The sequence below is a fragment of the Novosphingobium decolorationis genome (genome assembly GCF_018417475.1).
Taxonomy (GTDB): Bacteria; Pseudomonadota; Alphaproteobacteria; order Sphingomonadales; family Sphingomonadaceae; genus Novosphingobium; species Novosphingobium decolorationis.
Map to the genome: position 1 here is coordinate 2,989,563 of NZ_CP054856.1, position 17,304 is coordinate 3,006,866.

Genomic DNA, 17,304 nt, shown 5'->3' on the forward strand with positions numbered 1-17,304 from the left:
ATCGAATAGTGTAGTATGGTTTTATCGTTTCTGCATGGCGCGGTGCGAGCGCTCGAAATCGCAGATCATGCAGGGCCTGTGGGTCTGCTATGAACTGGGCGAGAAGCGCGAGGGCTTCTTCGTCGAGTTCGGGGCGACCAACGGCCTGAAGAACTCGAACACTTGGCTGCTGGAACACGAACTGAGCGGTATCGCCGCCTTTTCCGATGGCGATCACTTTGCGGATCGGCGCCGCAGGGTCACGCGCTAAGGCGGTGGAATGCCCAGTCGGCGGCTTCGGCCACCACCTCGTCGGCATCCGCGCGCAGCGCTTCGACCTGTGGCAGCAGGGCGCTCCACCCACTGTTGCCTGCCGCATAGAGGCAGTTGCGCACGAACCGGTTGCGCCCCACGCGCTTGATCGGTGAGCCCGAGAACAGCTTGCGAAAGCCCGGATCGTCGAGCGTGAGCAGATCGGCGAGATCAGGGGCGGTCAGCTCCGCGCGCGGCAGGAAGGGCTTCATCGTGTGGGCTGTCCGGGCAAACTTGTTCCAGGGGCACACCGCCAGGCAATCGTCGCAGCCATAGATGCGATTGCCCAGCCCTGCACGCAGATCCTCGGGCACCGGGCCCTTGTGCTCGATGGTGAGGTAACTGATGCAGCGCCGCGCATCGAGCTGGTAGGGCGCGGGGAAGGCGTCGGTCGGGCAGGCGTCCTGGCAGGCGCGGCACGAGCCGCAGGCATCGCGCGCGGGCGTCGAAAGCGGGAGCGCAAGCGTGGTGTAGATCTCGCCCAGGAACAGCCAGGAGCCATGCTCGCGGCTGACGAGGTTGGTGTGCTTGCCCTGCCAGCCAAGCCCGGCGGCGGCCCCCAGGGGCTTTTCCATGACGGGCGCGGTGTCGGTGAAGACCTTGACCCCCGCTTCGCCAAGGCCGCGCGTGTCCGCCTCGGCGACAAGCCAGCGCGCCAGGTGCTTGAGCGCCTTCTTGACCGTGTCGTGGTAGTCCGCGCCTTGCGCATAGACCGAGATGCGCGCGCGCTCGGGATCGTCCGCCAGCGCCAGCGGATCGTGCGCGGGGGCGTAGCTCATGCCAAGGGCAATGACCCGCTGCGCCTCGTTCCAGAGCCCTTGTGGCGAGCGGCGGTGATGGGCGCGCTCGGCCATCCAGCCCATCGTGCCGTGCATGTCGGCCTCCAGCCAGGCCTCGAGTCGCGCGGCGCGTTCGGGATCTTCCTCGGCATCGGCAATGCCGAAGGCGCAGAAGCCCAGCGAACGCGCTTCCTTTTCAAGGTCTTCTCGAAGGGCACTTAGGACGGTCTTAACCAAGACGGCTCCATGGACGGGGTTCACACGCCGCAGCGCGCGCACGAAGATAACGGGGTCGATATGGAGTGTGCACTAGGAGATAGGCCCATGACGGGCAATGCGCCATCGCGGGAGAGTGCGGCTCAGGGACCCATGTCTTCGACCCCTGCGCGTCCTCTGGCGATCGAGGCGCGGGGCCTGATCAAGAGCTTCGATGGCACGCGCGCGGTCGACGGGGTTGATCTCTCCGTGCCAGAAGGCGCGGTCTACGGCATTCTCGGGCCCAACGGGGCGGGCAAGACCACGACCTTGCGCATGGTGCTGGGCATCATCGATCCCGATGCGGGCGTGCGCCGGATCCTGGGCCACGACCGGCCGCACGAGGTGGCCCACGCCATCGGCTACCTGCCCGAGGAGCGGGGGCTCTACCCCGCGATGAAGGCGGTGGAGGCCATCGCCTTCCTGGGCGCGCTGCGCGGCTTGCCGCTCAAGGAGGGGCGCAGGCGCGGGCGCGAGCTGCTCGAACGCCACGGACTTGGCCATGCGGCCGACCGCCAGATCCGCCAGCTTTCCAAGGGCATGGCGCAGCAGGTCCAGATCCTGGGTACGCTTGTCCATCGCCCCCGCCTGGTCATTTTCGATGAGCCCTTCTCCGGCCTCGATGCGCTCAACCAGGGGCGGCTCGAGGCGATGATGCGCGATCTCGCCGCGCAGGGGACGACCGTCATCTTCTCTACCCACGTCATCGCCCATGCCGAGCGCCTGTGCGACGAGGTCGCGATCATTGCCGGGGGCAAAGTGCCCTTTGCGGGCTCGGTCGATGTCGCGCGCGACCGTATCCCGGCGCAGGTCCGTCTGGAGACACGGGCGCGCGAGGGCGCCTGGCGCGCCGCGCTCCCCGAAGACGCCCGGCGCGAGGGGCGTTTCTGGTATTTCCCGCTGCCCGAAAGCGGCATCGAACCCCTGCTGCGCGCGCTGATCGAAGGCGAGGCGGGCATCCTCTCGCTCTCGATCGAGCGGGCGGGTCTGCACGATGCCTTCGTCGCCATCGCTGGCGAGGCGGCGGCGCGCGCGATGGGGCAGGACACGCCGGAGGAGACCGGTTCGTGAGTGATATGCGAGAGCCAGGCCACTCGGGCCGCCTGTCCACGCTGTCGGCGGCTTGGGTGATCGCCCGGCGCGACTTCGTGGCGATCCTGTTCAGCCGCGCCTTCTTCTTCTTCCTCCTGGGGCCGCTGTTCCCGGTCCTCGTCGGCATCCTGGCAGGCTCGGTTGGCCAGCGCGTGCAGCAGACCGCGCAGAGCCCCGAGATCGGCCTCGTCATGGCCGAGGCCGAGGCGCGCCGGATCCTCGCCGCGCGCGAGGTCCTGGCTGCGCGGCTGGGGGAAGCGGTTCCGCGCATGACCCTGGTGCATCCACTGGCCGAGGGAGAGGACTATGAACCGCGCACCGCCCTGGAAGGCCGTGCGGCCAATATTGCCGCGATCCTTTCAGGGACCGCCGAGGCGCCGCAGCTGACCGGCCCGCGCACGCGGATCGAGAGCTGGCGCGGCCCGGTCGCGATGGTCGCCGCGCAGGCGCAGGCGGGTGAACTCGCGCCCTGGCCCAAGGTTCGGCTGGAAACCACCACCTCGAGCAGCGCGGTCGAGCGGCGCGGGCGCCTCACCACCGCGCAAGGCGCCCAGACGCTGCTGTTCCTCCTGACGATGATGCTGGCGGGCATGGTCCTCTCCAACCTCGTCGAGGAAAAGGGCAACAAGATCATTGAGGTGCTGGCCGCCGCCATTCCCATGGAGGCGGTCTTCATGGGCAAGCTGTTCGCCATGCTCGGCGTTTCGCTGGTCGGCATTGCGACCTGGGGCGCGACTGTGGGCGCGGTGCTGCTGGCCGGCAGTTCGGTGCTGCCCACGCTCACCACGCCCGCGGTCGGCTGGCCGATGCTCGTGGTCCTGGGCGTGGTTTACTTCGCCACGGCCTACCTGCTGCTGGGCTCGGTCTTCCTGGCCGTAGGTTCGCTGGCGACGACCGTGCGCGAGGTGCAGACGCTCTCGATGCCGGTGACGATGGTGCAGTTGCTGGTCTTCTTCCTCGCCAGCTACGCGATGACGCAGCCGGGCACGGCCATCGAGTATTTCGCGCTCATTTTCCCTTTCAGCGCGCCCTTTGCGATGCTCGCGCGCGCGGCGCAGGACCCGGCGCTCTTGCCTCATGTCCCGGCGGTGCTGGCGCAGTGCGCCTGGGTGCTGCTGCTCGTGCGGCTGGGCTCGGCGCTGTTCCGCAAGCGGGTGATGAAATCGGGCCCTGCGCGGGTCAAGAAGGCACGCAGCTCGCTGTTCAGGCGCAAGGCAGGCGCGAAGGTGTAGTCTTCTCACTCGCGAATCACAGGCGGGAGCGGCGTGGCGGCTTCCGCGCGATTGGGGAGAGACCATGGCGCAGATCCGTTCCGAAAGGCGACCTTCGGGTGGCTTCGATGCTGGCCGCAGGCGTGCGCTCGGCTTTCTGGGCAGCGCGCTGGCGAGCGGCATTCTGGCCGCCTGCGGGGCGCAGGAGGCCGATGCGAAAACCTACCCGGTGCAACTCACCAAGGCGCAGTGGAAGGCGCGGCTGACCCCGCTGCAATACCGTATCCTGCGCGAAGGGGCGACCGAGCGGGCGGGTTCGTCTCCGCTCGACACCGAAAAGCGGCGTGGCATCTTCGCGTGCGCGGGGTGTGACCATCACCTCTTCGATTCGGCGACCAAGTATGACAGCCGCACCGGCTGGCCCAGCTTCTGGCGGCCTCTGCCCGGCGCCGTCGGCACCTCCACCGACCACAAGATCGGCTATCCGCGCACCGAGGTCCACTGCGCGCGCTGCGGCGGGCATCTGGGCCATGTCTTCAACGACGGGCCGCGGCCCACCGGCAAGCGTTATTGCATGAACGGGGCGGCGATGCGCTTCATTCCGCGTTGATCGCAGGCTTGGGTACGCCCGAGACGGCGGGCGCAAGCGGCTGGACGAAGGCAAGGCGGACAGAAATCGCCAGCGCGAGCGCGATCAGGCTTCCTGCAAACAGGGCGACCCCGCCCCAGCCCGCGTGGGTCCAGGCGTAACCGCCCGCCGAGCCCAGGACGCTCGACCCCATGTAATAGCCGAAAAGGTAGCTTGCGGTCCCTTGCGCGCGGACCGTGCGCGCGCGGCGTCCGACCCACGAGGAGGCGACCGCGTGGGCGGCGAAGAAGGCCACGGTGACGACCCCGATGCCCGCGATCACGAGGGGAAGAGCCTGGGTACAGGTCAGCGCAATACCACAAAGGAAGAGGGCGAGCGGAGGCCACAGCGCGCGGCGCGGGCCGAACTTTCCCGAAACATGGCCTGCCAGCGCCGAACTGGCCGAGCCGAGCAGGTAGAGAAGGAATATCAGGCCGACCTCGCCCTGCGAGAGCGCATAGGGCGCGGCCAGAAGGCGGTAGCCCGCGTAATTGTAGACCGAGATGAAGGCGCCCATCAGCAGGAAGGCGACAAGGAACAGCCAGGGCAGCGCGGTGTCGGCAAAGAGCCCGGCGAAGCCCTTGGCATAGCCCGTCAGCGACTGGCGGCGCGGCGTGAACTGGCGCGAGTGGGGGAGGATGCGCCAGAAGACGAGTGCAAGGACCAGTGCGGCAAGGCCCGTCGCGCCCAGCGCCGTGCGCCAGCCCCACCATTCGGCGAGCAGGCTGACGAGCAGGCGCCCGCTCATTCCGCCCACGGCAGACCCTGCGATATAAAGCCCCATCGCGCGCCCGACGGCGGCGTCCTCCACTTCCTCGCTGATATAGGCCATGGCGACCGCCGGAACGCCCGCCAGCGCGATCCCGCACACGAGGCGCAGCGCCAGGAGGCTGTGCCATCCGGGCAGGAGCCCGAGCGGGGCCGTCAGGACGGCGGCACCCAGCAGGGAGCCGATCATCATGCCGCGTCGTCCGATGCGCTCCGAGATCATGCCCGCCACCAGCAGCACGAAGGCCATCGGGCCCGTCGCGAGCGAGACCGCCAGGCTCGCCTCCTCGGCGTTGAGGCCATAGTCGGCGCTGAACTGCGGGAGCAGCGGCTGGGTGCAGTAAAGCAGCGCGAAAGTGGACAGCCCGGCAAACAGCATGGCCGCGCACAGGCGGCGGTAAGCCCCTGTTCCGGGGGAGATCTTGGCCTCGGTCATTGCCCCTTCCTATGGGGACGGGACCTGCGCGGCGCAAGGCGAAGCGCGCCGAAGGCTTCAGGACGGCGGACCTGTGTGAGCGGCGTCTCCACCGCGTGGGGTCACAAGTGGTGGTCCGCCGTCCCGCTCCTCAGGTCCCGGTCGCGCGGGCGGCGGGCACGTCCATCCCGGCGCGCTCGAGGATCTGGGAGACACTGCGCTGGGTGGCCGCGATGGGCGCCCCGGCGACGAGGTTGGCAAAGCGCTGGCGCTCGGCGGCGATGCGCTCGGCAAGGTCGCCTGTGGGCACGAAGTCGTCGATCTCCTGGCGCGTGACCGCGCCTTGCGTCTCAAGCAGGTATTCGGTGACGATCTGGCGGTCGCGCTGGATCCACACCTCGCTCATCAGGGCCATGACCATGCGCGCGACGTCGGTGATGCTTTCGGGACCCAGATAGTCGGGGCCGGTGTCGGTCTTGGAAGTGTTCATGCCTGGGCCTCCACAGCGGTGCTCTCGGGTTTGCGGGCGCGGGTGATCCAGGGGTACTGGTCCTGCCCGATGGCGTAGGATTCCACGGCTTCGAAACCAGCCTCCTCGAGCATCGCATCGAGGCTCTCATGCAGCACCGGCGAGAAGAAGGGCTCCTCGCGGTGGAGCGTGTCCCAATCCAGGATGACGGCGTGGAACATCGAGACCGCGCGGAAGGGGGGCGGGTCGGAAATGACGATGTCCGCGCCCGGCTTCATGATCCGGAACAGCTCGGCAAAGAGCGCGCGGTTGGCCTTGGGCGGCAGTTCATGGTGCAGGGCATAAGTGATGACACCATCGAAGCTGGCGTCCGCTTCGCCGGTATCGGTCGCGCAGTCGGCCTGTTTGAGATGGACCGGAAAGCCGAAGCGGGCGGCCATGCGCGCGCCGTTCTTCAGCAGCAGGGGCGAAAGGTCGGCGCCGTGCAGTTCGGCCTCGGGAAAGACGCTGTGGACGGCCTTGAGCGTCGAGACCCCGCCGCAGCCCGGCTCGTAGATGCGCGCGTAGCTGTCCTTGGGGAACTGGCGGATGGTCTTGAGGCGCTGGCCCACGATGTCATCGCCGATGCCGACCGCTGCGTAGCCGCCCTTTCTGAATACATAGGGGCCCACGCCAAAGGCGAAGAGCGCGCCGTAGAGGTCGTAGCCGTCCCAGCCGCCCGGCTCCAGGTGCCATTCGATGGGGGCGAACCAGGCGGGGATGGCGAGGTCCTCGGCCAGGGTCAGCGAGCCAGCCTCCGGTGTCTCATCCGAGCCTTGCGCCATCGCCGCGTCATAGGCCAGAAACTCGGCGCGCCGCTCCTCGATGGCGGGGATGCCGCGGTTGAAGTTTTCCTCGGCCACGTAGCGCTGGAAGAAGCGTTCGAGGCGGTAGATCGCATCGCCCTCGCACACGGTGCGGGCCTTGGCGATGCGCTCGCGCTCGGAAAAGGCGGGGGTGGGGGAGGCATGGTCCTCGCCCAGCATGCGCCCTTGCGGGTTCTCCTCGAAGTTGGCGGCGGCCATCGGGCGCAGCGTGCCCGAGGAGAAGGTCTGGATCGCGCCCAGGATCTCCAGCCCGGCGCGTCCGCGCTGGGAAAGCGCGAAGGTCGGGGCGGCACCTTCCTTGAGGGAGCCATCGTCAAGGCGGGTCAGGAATGTCATCGGCAAGCCTCCACAGGGCAGGGGATGGGGGAATGTCTCAGGGGGTTTCGGACGGATCGGGCCGCTCGGGCCGGGCGCGGGCCATGCCGCCCAGCACTTTCCACTCGCCCCTCTCGCGTACCCAGCTGTGGGTGACCTCGAAGCGCTCGTCGACAGGCGTGCCATCGGCCAGCCGGGTGCGGTGGGTGTGGTAGTAGATGACTGCGAAATCGCCGTGGAGGGCCAGGTCGAGGAAGGTCATCTCGAGCGCTTCGAGCGTCTTGCCCGCCATGCGCCGGCCGGTTTCCTTCAGCCCCTCGTTGCCCTTGGGGAGGGGCGCATAGGGGGGCCAGGCCTTGTAGCCGTGCGCCGTGCTGGCGAGGTAGATCGCAAGATCGCCCTTGGCCCGGCCGTTGTAGATCGCCAGTTCGCGCGCCCAGATCGCCTCCTTCGCGGCCTGCCAGGCGGCATCGGAAGGGGGCTGGGCTGCTGCGGCCAGGCGCGGTGCGGCAAGGCCGGCCAGAAGGAGGCCGGACAGGGCCAGTCGGGTCAAGCGGCGGAGTTTCACGCGCTCTCCTGTGTCGGGGTGGGGATCTGGGGGAGAGGCAAGGTTCCCGGCCCGCCACCGGGAAGGCTTGGGGCCTTCTGGGGTGGCGGGCGCGGGTCCCTTGCGTGGGGTCAGTAGTCGAAGGTCAGGGTCACGCCGAAGGTACGGCGATCGCCCAGGTTGACGTTGTACTGGAAGATCGAGGGCACCACGAACGAGGCCTCGGCGTACTTCTCGTCGAGCAGGTTCTTCACCCAGAAGAAGCCCTTCCAGCGATCCGCGCTGACACCGACGCGGGCGTTGGTGAGGAAGTAGGCCGCGGTCGAGGCGGTATTGGTCTCGTCCACGTACATCTTGCCCCGGTAGATCTCGTCGGCGCCCATGAAGAAGTCGAGATCGTCGTTGACAGGTGTGCGGTAGTCGAAGCCGAAGGTGCCCTGGAACTGCGGCACGTTGCCAAGGTAGTTGCCCGCAACGTTGCCGTCCGTGCGACACACGATGTCATCGCAGGTGCTGCTGGCGGTGGGCGCCACCGCGCCGTCCTTGGCCGTCGCGTGCTGCCAGGCGAACGAGCCGTTGAGCGTGAGCGGAGTTGCGACGCGGTAGTTGGCGGTCAGTTCCACACCGTAGGATTCGGCCGAACCGCCGCTGATGTAGGCGCCGGGCACCGCACCGCCGCCTTGCGTCGAATCGACAGGGGGCACGTAGTTTGCAGGCGGCGCGCTGATCTGGCGCTTCTGCCAGTCGATGTAGAAGGCCGCGAGCGAGTAGTTGAAGCGGTTGTTCAGCAGCGAGCCCTTGGTGCCGACCTCGTAAGTCCAGTTCACTTCCTCGCCATAGGCGCGCTCCTCGGGCAGCAGTTCGACCGAGCCGGTGACGTAGCCGTTGAAGCCGCCCGCCTTCACGCCCTTGGCCGCGCTGGCGTAGAACATCAGGTCCACGCTCGGCTCGTAGCGGACCGAGAAGCGCGGGGTGAGGTTGTTGTAGTCGGCCTCCAGCGCGGGCAGATCGGGGGTCTGCATGTCGATGGTGGTGAGCGCGGTGTGGGTGTAGCGCGCCTCGGCGCCGAGCGTGAGCTGGTCGTCGAGGAGCTTGAGGCCGACGCGGCCGTAGCCGGAGTCGATCTTGTAGTTGGTGCGCCGGTTGTTGAACAGGATCACCCCGCCATCGTCGAGCGGGTCCCAGTTGTCGCTGAGGACCGGGCCGCCCGGCTGCATGCCCAGGCGCAGGCCGAAGAGGAAGGCGTCCGAGGTCTTGGAGCGGAAGTAGCCGAAGTCGAAGGTGAAGGGACCGCCATTGTCGAAGGCAAGGCGCGCGTCGTGGCTGGTGTACTTCATCAGCCCCGCCTCGCGCTGCATCGAGAACGTCGGCGACTGGCCGGGCAGGCGGAAGGAGCTTTCATCGAGGTAGTACGAGTTGCTGGCAAAGCTCGACTGCTCGATGCCCTCGCCGCGCACGCGCCCGAAGTCGTAGTTGAAGGTCCAGTCGGGCGAGAAGGCGTACTCGGCCGCGACGTGGTACATCTCGGTCTTGGCGCGCATGCCCGGCTGGGGCGCGGCGAAGAGGCCGTCGGGATAGTGGTCCGTGTTTTCGCCCGAGCGCTTGCCCGCCGGGCTGCTCGGCAGGTTGCCGCACCACAGGTAGGGGCTGCCGTTCGAGCCGACCGCGCCGCAGTTGAGCTGGTCTTCGCGCAAGTTGCCGTCGATGGTGTAGAAGGCGCGGATCTTCTCGTTGCGGGTCAGCCGGTAATAGGTGCCGGTGATCGCCATGCCATCGGTCGGCGTGAGCTTGAGAGAGGCGGAGAAGTTGCGGCGCTGGTAGCCGCCGAAGTCGGCCATGCCGCTCGATCCCGCGCCCGGAAAGTTGTTCTTCCACACGCCGTCGAAGTCGGCCGTGGCGTAGTAGATCCGGCCCGAGAGGATACCCGGCACGATCGGTCCGCCGACAGCGGCGCGGACGTCCGTATAGCCCCCGTTGCCGACCGAGGCGCGGCCGCTGGCGTGCAGTTCGTCGGTGGGCTCATTGAGCACGTAGTTGATCGCACCCGAAAAGGTGTTCTGGCCGTAGAGCGCGCTCTGCGGGCCCTTCACGACCTCGATGCGCTGGACATCGCCCAGCTGCGAATCGACCATGTAGCCGCGCTGCAGGTAGATCCCGTCGATGAACACGCCGGTGTTGCCCACCGCGTTCTGCACGTTGGTCTGCGACAGGCCGCGGATGACCGCGTTGCCGTTGAACTTGGAGAGGAAGTCGGTGAAGCGCAGGCCCGGCGTGTAGTTGGCGATGTCCTGGAGGTCGGTCACGCCCTTCTCGGCCATGTCCTCGGAAGAGATCGCCGCGATCGAGAGCGGCACGTCCTGCAGGCGCTCCTCGGTGCGCCGCGCGGTGACGATGATGTCGCCCGAGGCCGGTGCGCTCCGGGCGCTCTCGGCGCTCTGTGCGCTCGCGGTGCCCGGGGCGCTGGCCAGCAGCGCGGCGGTGCAGATGCTCGAAAGAAGCGCGCTCGTACGCACGATGTGATGACGGGCCATGCCCACTACCCCCTGTTTCTTGTGAACCCCATTTGCGCGGTGGCTGCCGTTGCCGGTGCGCCGCGTGCCCCATGGGTAAGGGGAGGATGGGCTTCACCCGAACTGCAAGTTCGGGGCGTGTTCAAGGGATGAACACGGCGCCCGGGGACCCGTGACCTTGCCATGGGGAGGCGGAAGAAAGGGATGTGTCACAGCGCTTTGCCATCGTGCGGGTGCACCCATCGGCCACTTCAGGAGCCTGCCCATGCCCTCTCGCCGCGATGCCTTAAGCGCCGGTCTTCTCCTCTCCGGAGGGCTGGCACTGGCCCCATCCGCAGGGGCGGCAGCGGCACCTTCCGGCGTGCGCACCGGGACGCCAGCCGGTCAGGACACCGCGTCCACGCTGACGACGCCCGCAGGCCTTGTGGTCGAAACTACGGGAGGGCGCGTGCGCGGCTATGAGAGCCGTGGCATCGCGACCTTCAAGGGCATTCCCTATGGGGCCGACACCGGGGGCGAGGGGCGCTTCCTGCCCCCGCGCAAGGTCGATCCCTGGCCCGGCACGCGCCTGTGCCTGGTGCCCGGTGCGATCTGCCCGCAGGCCGGCGAGGGCCCCTCGGCCAGCCCGATGGCCTTTCTCAATCCCGGCACGCCTTCGGTCCAGAGCGAGGACTGCCTCAACCTCAATGTCTGGACGCCTGGTACGGGCTTGGGCACGGGCACGGGCACGGGAAAGCGCCCGGTCATGGTGTGGATCCACGGGGGCAACTATTCGACGGGATCGAGCCTCGCCATCCGCGCCACCGACGGAGAGGCGCTGGCCCGGCGCGGCGACGTGGTGGTGGTCTCGGTCAACCACCGTCTCAACGCGCTGGGCTATCTGGACCTGGGTGCGCTCGGCTCCGACTCGGACTTTGCCGCCTCGGGCAATGCGGGGATGCTGGATCTTGTCCTGGCGCTTGAATGGGTGCGGGACAATATCGCGCAATTCGGGGGCGATGCGGACAACGTCACGATCTTCGGCCAGTCGGGCGGCGGGCTCAAGGTGACGACGCTCTGCGCCATGCCCGCGGCCAGGGGGCTGTTCCACAAGGCCATCGCGCAGAGCGGCTCGATCCGCCAGCTGTTCGGCCGCGAGATGACCGAGCCGCTGGCGCTCGGTCTCCTCTCCCAACTGGACGTTCCTGCCAGCGATCTTCGACAGCTCCAGTCGCTTCCGCTGGCGCAGGTGCAGGCCGCCGCACAGGCCGCGCAAGGGCAGTGGTTCGCCAAGGCGAAGCCGGGCGAGATCTGGCATCTTGTCGGCTGGGCGCCGGTGCGCGATGGCACGATCATTCCCGCCGATCCCTATAGCGTGCAAGGCCGAGCGCTCAGCGCCGATATCCCGCTCATGGTGGGGACCGTGCGCCACGAGTTCTGCCTGACGATGTTCACGCTGGAGGCGGAGAAGCGCAGCTGGGCGGACCTGCGCGAAGGGATCGGGGCGGCGTTCCGCGATCCCGATCCGCTGATCGCGGCCTACCGCGCGGCGCATCCGGAGGAAAAACCGGTGGGCCTTCAAGCCATGATGTCGGCCGACAGCTTCAACCGCCACAACGCGCTCGAGCAGGCGCGTGGGCAGACCGCCGCAGGCCGGGCGCCCGCCTTCCTCTACCGCTTCGACTGGATCACCCCGCAGTTCGACGGAGCGCCGCGCGCCTACCACTGCAGCGAGCTGCCACTGGTCTTCGACAGCCTCGACATCGTGCCCGAGGCGGCGGGCACGGGGCCACGCGCGAAGGCCATGGCCGCGAACGCGGCCGATGCCTGGATCGCCTTTGCCCGTACCGGCAATCCCTCGCATGCAGGGATCGGGACGTGGACGCCGCTGTCCTCGCCGCAGGATGCCGCGACCATGGTGTTCGACGACACCTGCCGGATGGAGCGGCAGAACACCGATCTCATCGCGCGCATGCGCGATCATGCGCTCTGGCTTTAGGCCGCGTCAGCCAGAGGGCAGGCTCGCGCCCGGAGGCATCATGGTTCCGGGCACCGTGCGCAGGTGCAGGTCGCGCTGCGGGAAGGGGATCTCGATGTCCTCGTCGGTGAAGCGGCGGGCAATCGTGAAGTTCATGCGCGAGCCGGCCTGGAAGGCCTCGATGGCATCGGAGGCGAAGGCCTGGAGCCTGAGGTCAAGCGAACTGTCGCCAAACCCGGACATGATCACCACGGGCTCGGGATAGGGCAGCACGCCCTCGTCCTGTGCCGCAATGTCGAGCAGGACCTCGCGCACGCGTTCGAGGTCGGTGCCGTAGGCGACCCCTATCGGCACGACCACGCGCGAGGGACCGGACGAGAAGCTGCGGTTCTTCACCACGCCCGCGATCAGCTGCGAGTTGGGGACGATGATCTGGTGGCGGTCGAAGGTCTCGATATGGGTCGAGCGCACCGCGATCTTGCGCACGATGCCCGAGTTGTCACCCACCTCGATCCAGTCGCCGACCTTCACCGGACGCTCGATGAGAAGGAGGATGCCGCTGGTGAAGTTCTCGACCACCGACTGCAGGCCAAAGCCCAGCCCAACCGAAAGCGCGCCCGCCACGAAGGCAAGGTTGGAGAGGTCGAGCCCGGTCGTCGCGATGGCGATCAGCGCGGCGAGCGTGATCCCCAGATACCCCAGGAAGGTAAGAAGCGCAGCCTCGGCGCCCGCGTCCATCGCGAACTCGGGCAGCACCGTCACCTTGAGGAAGCGCTGCAGCCAGCGGGTGATGAAGAAGCCCAGGAAGAAGACTGCCGCAAAGGTCGCGACATCGCCGATCGAGAGGCGCACCTCGCCAAGGTCCACGCCGTTGCGCAGGAGCAGGATGCCGTCGGAAATCTCCGCGCCGCTGAAACCCCAGATCATCGCGATGATCGGGAGCACCAGCAGCGTCAGGAGGAAACCGGCCGCCAGCGGCACGAAGTGGAGCGCGCGGCGGTAGGCGTGCAGCTTTCCGGTGGCGAGCAGGCCGGTCACCAGCGCGATCGAGCGGTGGAAGTAGATCGCGATGCCGATGACCGCGAGGCTGATCAGCGTCGAGGCGAAGAGGAAGCGCGCGAGCATGGCATAGCCCACCAGCGCGGCAAGCACCGAGGCCGCGCCGAACAGGCGCATCAGGCGGGAGATGGGGGTGGCGAAGTCGATGGCCTCGTGGGTCGCCACGCTCTGCGCATCGGCCTCGATCCGGGCCTTCTGGAAGGCGCTGGAGAGGTGCCACAGCAGCCATGCGCCGATCACCGCGAAGAGTGCGGAGAGGACGTGGGACACATTGGCCCCCACTGCGCCGTGGTTTTCCAGGCTGCTGAGTACCGAGATCAGCGCGAGCAGGATCGTCAGGCGCTGGATGGTGCGATTGGCGCTCGCGCCGTCCTCTTCGGGAAGCGAGATAAGGCGCAGCTGGGGGAAGGGGGAAAGGACCGCGCCCCGGCCCAGCCAACGGCCGACCGCGATAAGGCCGCCCGCCCCGATGAGGGAGGGGACGATACCCAGGACCATGTCCTTGGGCATGAGGGGCAGGAGAATCAGGAGTGCAGTGGTGACGCAAATGGCAAGAATGATGGCGAATACAACAGTGGCGCTGGCATCGAGCGCGAGCGTCCAGGCAAGCTTGCTCGCGATCGAGGTGGCCCGTGCCCGGCGCCGGTCGACAAGGGCCGAGAGCCACTTCCAGCCAAGCAGGCCAAGCATGGGCACGCCCACGATGACGGCGAGGCTCACCGCGATCATGCCTGCAATGGAGACCTCGCCCTGTTCCCGGCGAAACTCACGGGTGCGGGCCTGCGCGGTGGCATAGGCTTCCATGAGTTCACCGCCCGCGCGAATCCACTGGCGCGGGTCGAGTGGGGACACGTCGTGGGAGAAAAGGCGCTGCTTGTTCAGCGAGGCGAGGCGTGCGTCGAGCTCGGAGACCAGCACGGCGGCGCGGGCCTGTGCGTTCTGCAGGCGCAGCGTGGGGCGCATCAGCTTGCTGAGCGTGGCTTGCAGCCGGGCGCGTTCCTCGGTCACGCTTTCCGGTTCGCTTTCGCCTTCGGCGGGCGGCTCGCCCAGCCCCTCAATCTGCGCTTCGAGAATGCGCAGGTCGAGCGATCCGTCGTTGGCGAGCGCCACGGCCCGGTCACGGTCCGCGGCAAGATCGGCGCGCAGGGCGCGCAGCTGGGCGGTCTGATCGGTGTCGGGCGTGCGCTGGAGAAGGGCCTGGGCCTGACGGGTGTGTCCGGCCAGATCTTCCATGAGCGCGGCGACGGCGGCCTCGCCCTCGTCCTGCGCAGCGGCCCGGGCGGGCGGGATGCCAAGAGCCACAGCGACAGCGAGCAGAAGCAGGGCCGCAAGGCCAATGGTGCGCAGGGCGTGAAAGGAAACGAAGTCCGGGCGAAGTCCGGAGCGGACAAGATATCTGGCCGAAAGCACCTGCTCTCCTCTAGGTGTATTTCGTATCAGGAACTGGACTTATGGCATCAATCTGCAATCGATGCTGCCCCTTAACTGCGTGCGGACTTGAAAAGATTGCGCGGGAGTAGGGGCAAAACGGAAGGCGCACGTTGCAGGCTTGCCGCACACACCGCATGCGGTCTTTGGCGTGTGTTGCGTGAAATCGACAGGCCGTGCCGGGAACGTCGTCTCACTTGACCCGGGCAATTGACGAACGGGGGCTTCGCGCATAGCCGGGTAGGCACTTCCCCCATGTGTGCTACGCTTCACCCCCGAAGCCGTGGCCCGACTATCCGGCCCATCGCTGTGCGAACGCGGGCATGAGCCGCCAGACAAGGACGATACCCATGAGCCTGACGGCCGCTGCCGCCGCGTTGATGATCGGCTCCGCCATCCCCCAGGCGGTCGCGCAGGGACCCGAGGACACGCCTGTCCCGGCCGCGCAGGAGGCAATGCCGCAAGCCGAACAGGCGCCTCTCGCCGCGCCCGAAACGGTTACGGACGAACCCGGTGCGTCCGATGCGCAAACGGGCGATCAGGGGCTCGAAGGTTCGGAAATCATCGTGACTCGCCGCCCCGGTGCGCCTCCGGGCGATCCGCTCGAGGCGATCAACGAAACCTCGTTCCAGGTCGTCCAGTCGGTTGACAAGGCGGTCGTCGAGCCGGTCGCCAAGGCCTACAACAAGGGCATCCCGCATCCGGTGCGCGAAGGCCTGCGCAATGTCTTCTCCAACCTCCAGGAGCCGGTGGTCTTTGCGGCCTACATGCTGGAATTGAAGCCGGGCAAGGCGCTGGAGACGGCAGGGCGCTTCCTCATCAATTCGACGCTGGGCCTCGCCGGCATCATCGATGTGGCCAAGCGCAAGCCCTTCAACCTGCCCTACCGGCCCAATGGCCTGGCCAATGTGCTGGGGTACTATGGCGTCGGGCCGGGGCCCTACATGTATCTGCCGATCATCGGCCCGACGACGGTGCGCGACCTCATCGGCGATTCGATCGACCGGCTGGCCTCGCCCGCCATGCTGGGCAAGCCCTTTACCAAGCCCGAGGTGGCGATCCCGATGATCACGCTGGCGCAATTGGGCGAACGCGCGGCCTTCGACGACGAGATCAACCGCATCCGCGATACCGACAACCCTTACGCGACCTATCGCGAACTCTACCTGCGCCAGCGCGAGGCCGAGATCGAGGCGCTGCACGGTCGGATCATGCCCGATGTCGTGCCGGTCTATGGCCGCATGATGCCGACCGCAGGCAGTGAGCCCCAGGATACGCCGGAGCTGATCGAAACCCCTGAGACGCCCGAGCCTGCCGCACCCGCGGCCATTGCAACGCCCGTGGAGCCGACGATCCGTTATGTCTCGGAGCCGGTCGTGCAGCCGCTGCCGGAAGGGTACGGGAACATCTAGAAAGATGGATCCGAGGGCCATCGCCCTCGGGCTCCCCGAACGGTCGACCTCACCTTCCGAGCGCGCTGTGGCTTGAGAAAGGTGAGGTCGCCGATTCCGGGGTCAAGGGGCGATGGCCCCTTGAATCGTAGCTTTATTCCTTCGGCATCGTGTCGATGGCACGGCGACCCAGAGCGGGATCGTCGGTGAAGAAGCTGTCGATGCCGGTTGCGATATAGGCCTGCATCATGCGGACCGAACCTTCGTCGTGGCGCGCCGCCTCGCCGCCTTCGCCGCGGTAGTCGGTGGGCAGGAAGACGTTTTCCGGGCGGAACGTCCAGGTCGAGACCTTGAGCCCGGCAGCATGTGCGTCGCGGACCAGAGCCGTCGGCGTGCCGAGAGGGCCGGGCTTGCCGTCCATCGTGCCGAAGGGAATGATCGACTGCAGGATGGGCGAGACCCAGTCCGCATAGCCGCGAAGTTTCGCAAGGCCTTCGGGCGTGTGCATCTGGGCATAGGTCATGCCCTTGCCCGTGGGGGCCAGATCCGTCGGGCGCACGTTCATCGGCAGGGTCAGTTGCAGCAGCTCGATGTTGCTCTGTCCTGCGATGCGGGGGCGCAGCCACTGGAGGTTGGACACCTCGAAGCTCTGCACGATGACGGGGGCGGTCTGGAGGAAGTGGCTGGCCTCCACCGCCGCGAGGAAGCGTTCTTCCAGGGGCAGGCCGATTCCACGAAAGTAGGTCGGGTGCTTGAGTTCGGGAATGAGCCCGATGGTGCGCCCGCGTGCGGCGGCCTCGGCGCCCACGAAGTCGGCGATCTCGGCGAGTGTCAGGAGCTGGAACTGGCCGTCGTACGTGTGGCTTTGCCCACGCATTTCAACCGGAAGGCGCTCGACTGCGCGCAGGGACTTGATCTCGTCGAGAGTGAAATCTTCGGTGAACCAGCCCGTTACGTTCTGCCCGTCGATGGTGCGCGTCGCCTTGCGATCCGCGAATTCCGGGCGCTTGGAGACGTCGGTGGTGTCGGCGATGTTGTTTTCGTGCCGGGCGATGAGCACGCCGTCCTTCGTCGCGACAAGGTCGGGCTCGACGAAGTCGGCGCCGTCCTCGATCGCCTTGGCGTAGGAGGCCAGCGTGTGCTCGGGCCGCAGCGCCGAGGAACCGCGGTGGCTGATGAGGAGGGGTTTTGCCGGGGCCGTGCGCGGGGCCGGGACGGGTGTCTGCGCCCGGGCCTCCAACGCACCAGGCGCGGCCCCCGCAAGGGCCGCGCCGGCACCGGCGCGCAGGAGGGTCCTGCGCGACAGTGTGGTGTCGTTCATGT

General features: G+C 67.7%; 14 protein-coding genes. 6 read left to right on the forward strand and 8 right to left on the reverse strand.

Features of this window, described 5'->3' with window-relative positions:
* Window positions 1–34: 34 nt before the first annotated feature.
* The gene (locus tag HT578_RS14035; protein ID WP_213500134.1) at window positions 35–250 is read left to right on the forward strand and encodes a hypothetical protein; all 216 of its coding nucleotides are present in this window, start codon (window positions 35–37) and stop codon (window positions 248–250) included.
* On the opposite strand, the gene queG is transcribed toward HT578_RS14035, so the two are convergent.
* The gene (gene queG / locus HT578_RS14040; protein ID WP_213500135.1) at window positions 240–1,307 is read right to left on the reverse strand and encodes a tRNA epoxyqueuosine(34) reductase QueG; all 1,068 of its coding nucleotides are present in this window, start codon (window positions 1,305–1,307) and stop codon (window positions 240–242) included. The two genes, HT578_RS14035 and queG, sit on opposite strands and share 11 nt — an antisense overlap.
* A gap of 132 nt (window positions 1,308–1,439) precedes the next feature.
* Here queG and HT578_RS14045 point away from each other — a divergent pair, with 132 nt between their 5' ends.
* The 3 genes from HT578_RS14045 to msrB all read left to right on the forward strand — a co-directional run bounded on the left by HT578_RS14045 (window position 1,440) and on the right by msrB (window position 4,238).
* Window positions 1,440–2,396 carry an ABC transporter ATP-binding protein gene (locus tag HT578_RS14045; RefSeq protein WP_239026296.1) on the forward strand — a complete coding sequence of 319 codons (957 nt, stop codon included), beginning with the start codon at window positions 1,440–1,442 and terminating at the stop codon, window positions 2,394–2,396.
* 5 nt (window positions 2,397–2,401) lie between these two features.
* Window positions 2,402–3,649 (forward strand): ABC transporter permease, encoded by a 1,248-nt coding sequence (locus tag HT578_RS14050; protein ID WP_213504353.1) that lies wholly within the window; start codon window positions 2,402–2,404, stop codon window positions 3,647–3,649.
* Between the two features lie 64 nt (window positions 3,650–3,713).
* A complete protein-coding gene (gene msrB, locus HT578_RS14055) occupies window positions 3,714–4,238 on the forward strand; it encodes a peptide-methionine (R)-S-oxide reductase MsrB (RefSeq protein ID WP_213500136.1) in 525 nt (174 codons plus the stop codon).
* On the opposite strand, the gene HT578_RS14060 is transcribed toward msrB, so the two are convergent.
* The 5 genes from HT578_RS14060 to HT578_RS14080 all read right to left on the reverse strand — a co-directional run bounded on the left by HT578_RS14060 (window position 4,225) and on the right by HT578_RS14080 (window position 10,167).
* Window positions 4,225–5,460 (reverse strand): MFS transporter, encoded by a 1,236-nt coding sequence (locus tag HT578_RS14060; RefSeq protein ID WP_213500137.1) that lies wholly within the window; start codon window positions 5,458–5,460, stop codon window positions 4,225–4,227. The genes msrB and HT578_RS14060 overlap by 14 nt on opposite strands.
* 130 nt (window positions 5,461–5,590) lie before the next feature.
* The gene (locus HT578_RS14065) at window positions 5,591–5,929 is read right to left on the reverse strand and encodes a hypothetical protein (RefSeq protein ID WP_213500138.1); all 339 of its coding nucleotides are present in this window, start codon (window positions 5,927–5,929) and stop codon (window positions 5,591–5,593) included.
* Entirely contained in the window at window positions 5,926–7,110 is a 1,185-nt protein-coding gene (locus HT578_RS14070) for a class I SAM-dependent methyltransferase (RefSeq protein WP_213500139.1), read from the reverse strand. The genes HT578_RS14065 and HT578_RS14070 overlap by 4 nt, the downstream gene beginning before the upstream one ends.
* A 37-nt stretch (window positions 7,111–7,147) precedes the next feature.
* Complete coding sequence (locus HT578_RS14075) at window positions 7,148–7,657, reverse strand: nuclear transport factor 2 family protein (RefSeq protein ID WP_213500140.1); 510 nt, start codon at window positions 7,655–7,657, stop codon at window positions 7,148–7,150.
* 110 nt (window positions 7,658–7,767) lie between these two features.
* Window positions 7,768–10,167 (reverse strand): TonB-dependent receptor, encoded by a 2,400-nt coding sequence (locus HT578_RS14080; RefSeq protein ID WP_213500141.1) that lies wholly within the window; start codon window positions 10,165–10,167, stop codon window positions 7,768–7,770.
* Between the two features lie 244 nt (window positions 10,168–10,411).
* Between HT578_RS14080 and HT578_RS14085 the strand changes: the two genes are divergently transcribed.
* On the forward strand, window positions 10,412–12,124 hold the full coding sequence (locus HT578_RS14085) for a carboxylesterase/lipase family protein (protein ID WP_213500142.1): 1,713 nt from the start codon (window positions 10,412–10,414) through the stop codon (window positions 12,122–12,124).
* A 6-nt stretch (window positions 12,125–12,130) separates the two neighbouring features.
* Here HT578_RS14085 and HT578_RS14090 read toward each other — a convergent pair whose 3' ends face one another.
* Window positions 12,131–14,572 carry a mechanosensitive ion channel family protein gene (locus tag HT578_RS14090; protein ID WP_213500144.1) on the reverse strand — a complete coding sequence of 814 codons (2,442 nt, stop codon included), beginning with the start codon at window positions 14,570–14,572 and terminating at the stop codon, window positions 12,131–12,133.
* A 368-nt stretch (window positions 14,573–14,940) separates the two neighbouring features.
* Here HT578_RS14090 and HT578_RS14095 point away from each other — a divergent pair, with 368 nt between their 5' ends.
* Window positions 14,941–16,002 carry an MlaA family lipoprotein gene (locus HT578_RS14095; protein ID WP_213500146.1) on the forward strand — a complete coding sequence of 354 codons (1,062 nt, stop codon included), beginning with the start codon at window positions 14,941–14,943 and terminating at the stop codon, window positions 16,000–16,002.
* A 133-nt stretch (window positions 16,003–16,135) separates the two neighbouring features.
* Here HT578_RS14095 and HT578_RS14100 read toward each other — a convergent pair whose 3' ends face one another.
* Window positions 16,136–17,302: a glycerophosphodiester phosphodiesterase family protein gene (locus HT578_RS14100; RefSeq protein WP_213500148.1), complete on the reverse strand. Its 1,167-nt coding sequence runs from the start codon at window positions 17,300–17,302 to the stop codon at window positions 16,136–16,138.
* Window positions 17,303–17,304 lie beyond the last annotated feature (2 nt).

Excerpts from the sequence above, each read along its gene's own strand:
- HT578_RS14035 (WP_213500134.1), top strand. The coding sequence starts at position 35 with ATGGCGCGGTGCGAGCGCTCGAAATCGCAGATCATGCAGGGCCTGTGG.
- HT578_RS14045 (WP_239026296.1), top strand. The coding sequence starts at position 1,440 with ATGTCTTCGACCCCTGCGCGTCCTCTGGCGATCGAGGCGCGGGGCCTG.
- HT578_RS14050 (WP_213504353.1), top strand. The coding sequence starts at position 2,402 with ATGCGAGAGCCAGGCCACTCGGGCCGCCTGTCCACGCTGTCGGCGGCT.
- msrB (WP_213500136.1), top strand. The coding sequence starts at position 3,714 with ATGGCGCAGATCCGTTCCGAAAGGCGACCTTCGGGTGGCTTCGATGCT.
- HT578_RS14060 (WP_213500137.1), bottom strand. The coding sequence starts at position 5,460 with ATGACCGAGGCCAAGATCTCCCCCGGAACAGGGGCTTACCGCCGCCTG.
- HT578_RS14065 (WP_213500138.1), bottom strand. The coding sequence starts at position 5,929 with ATGAACACTTCCAAGACCGACACCGGCCCCGACTATCTGGGTCCCGAA.
- HT578_RS14070 (WP_213500139.1), bottom strand. The coding sequence starts at position 7,110 with ATGACATTCCTGACCCGCCTTGACGATGGCTCCCTCAAGGAAGGTGCC.
- HT578_RS14080 (WP_213500141.1), bottom strand. The coding sequence starts at position 10,167 with ATGGCCCGTCATCACATCGTGCGTACGAGCGCGCTTCTTTCGAGCATC.
- HT578_RS14085 (WP_213500142.1), top strand. The coding sequence starts at position 10,412 with ATGCCCTCTCGCCGCGATGCCTTAAGCGCCGGTCTTCTCCTCTCCGGA.
- HT578_RS14095 (WP_213500146.1), top strand. The coding sequence starts at position 14,941 with ATGAGCCTGACGGCCGCTGCCGCCGCGTTGATGATCGGCTCCGCCATC.
- HT578_RS14100 (WP_213500148.1), bottom strand. The coding sequence starts at position 17,302 with ATGAACGACACCACACTGTCGCGCAGGACCCTCCTGCGCGCCGGTGCC.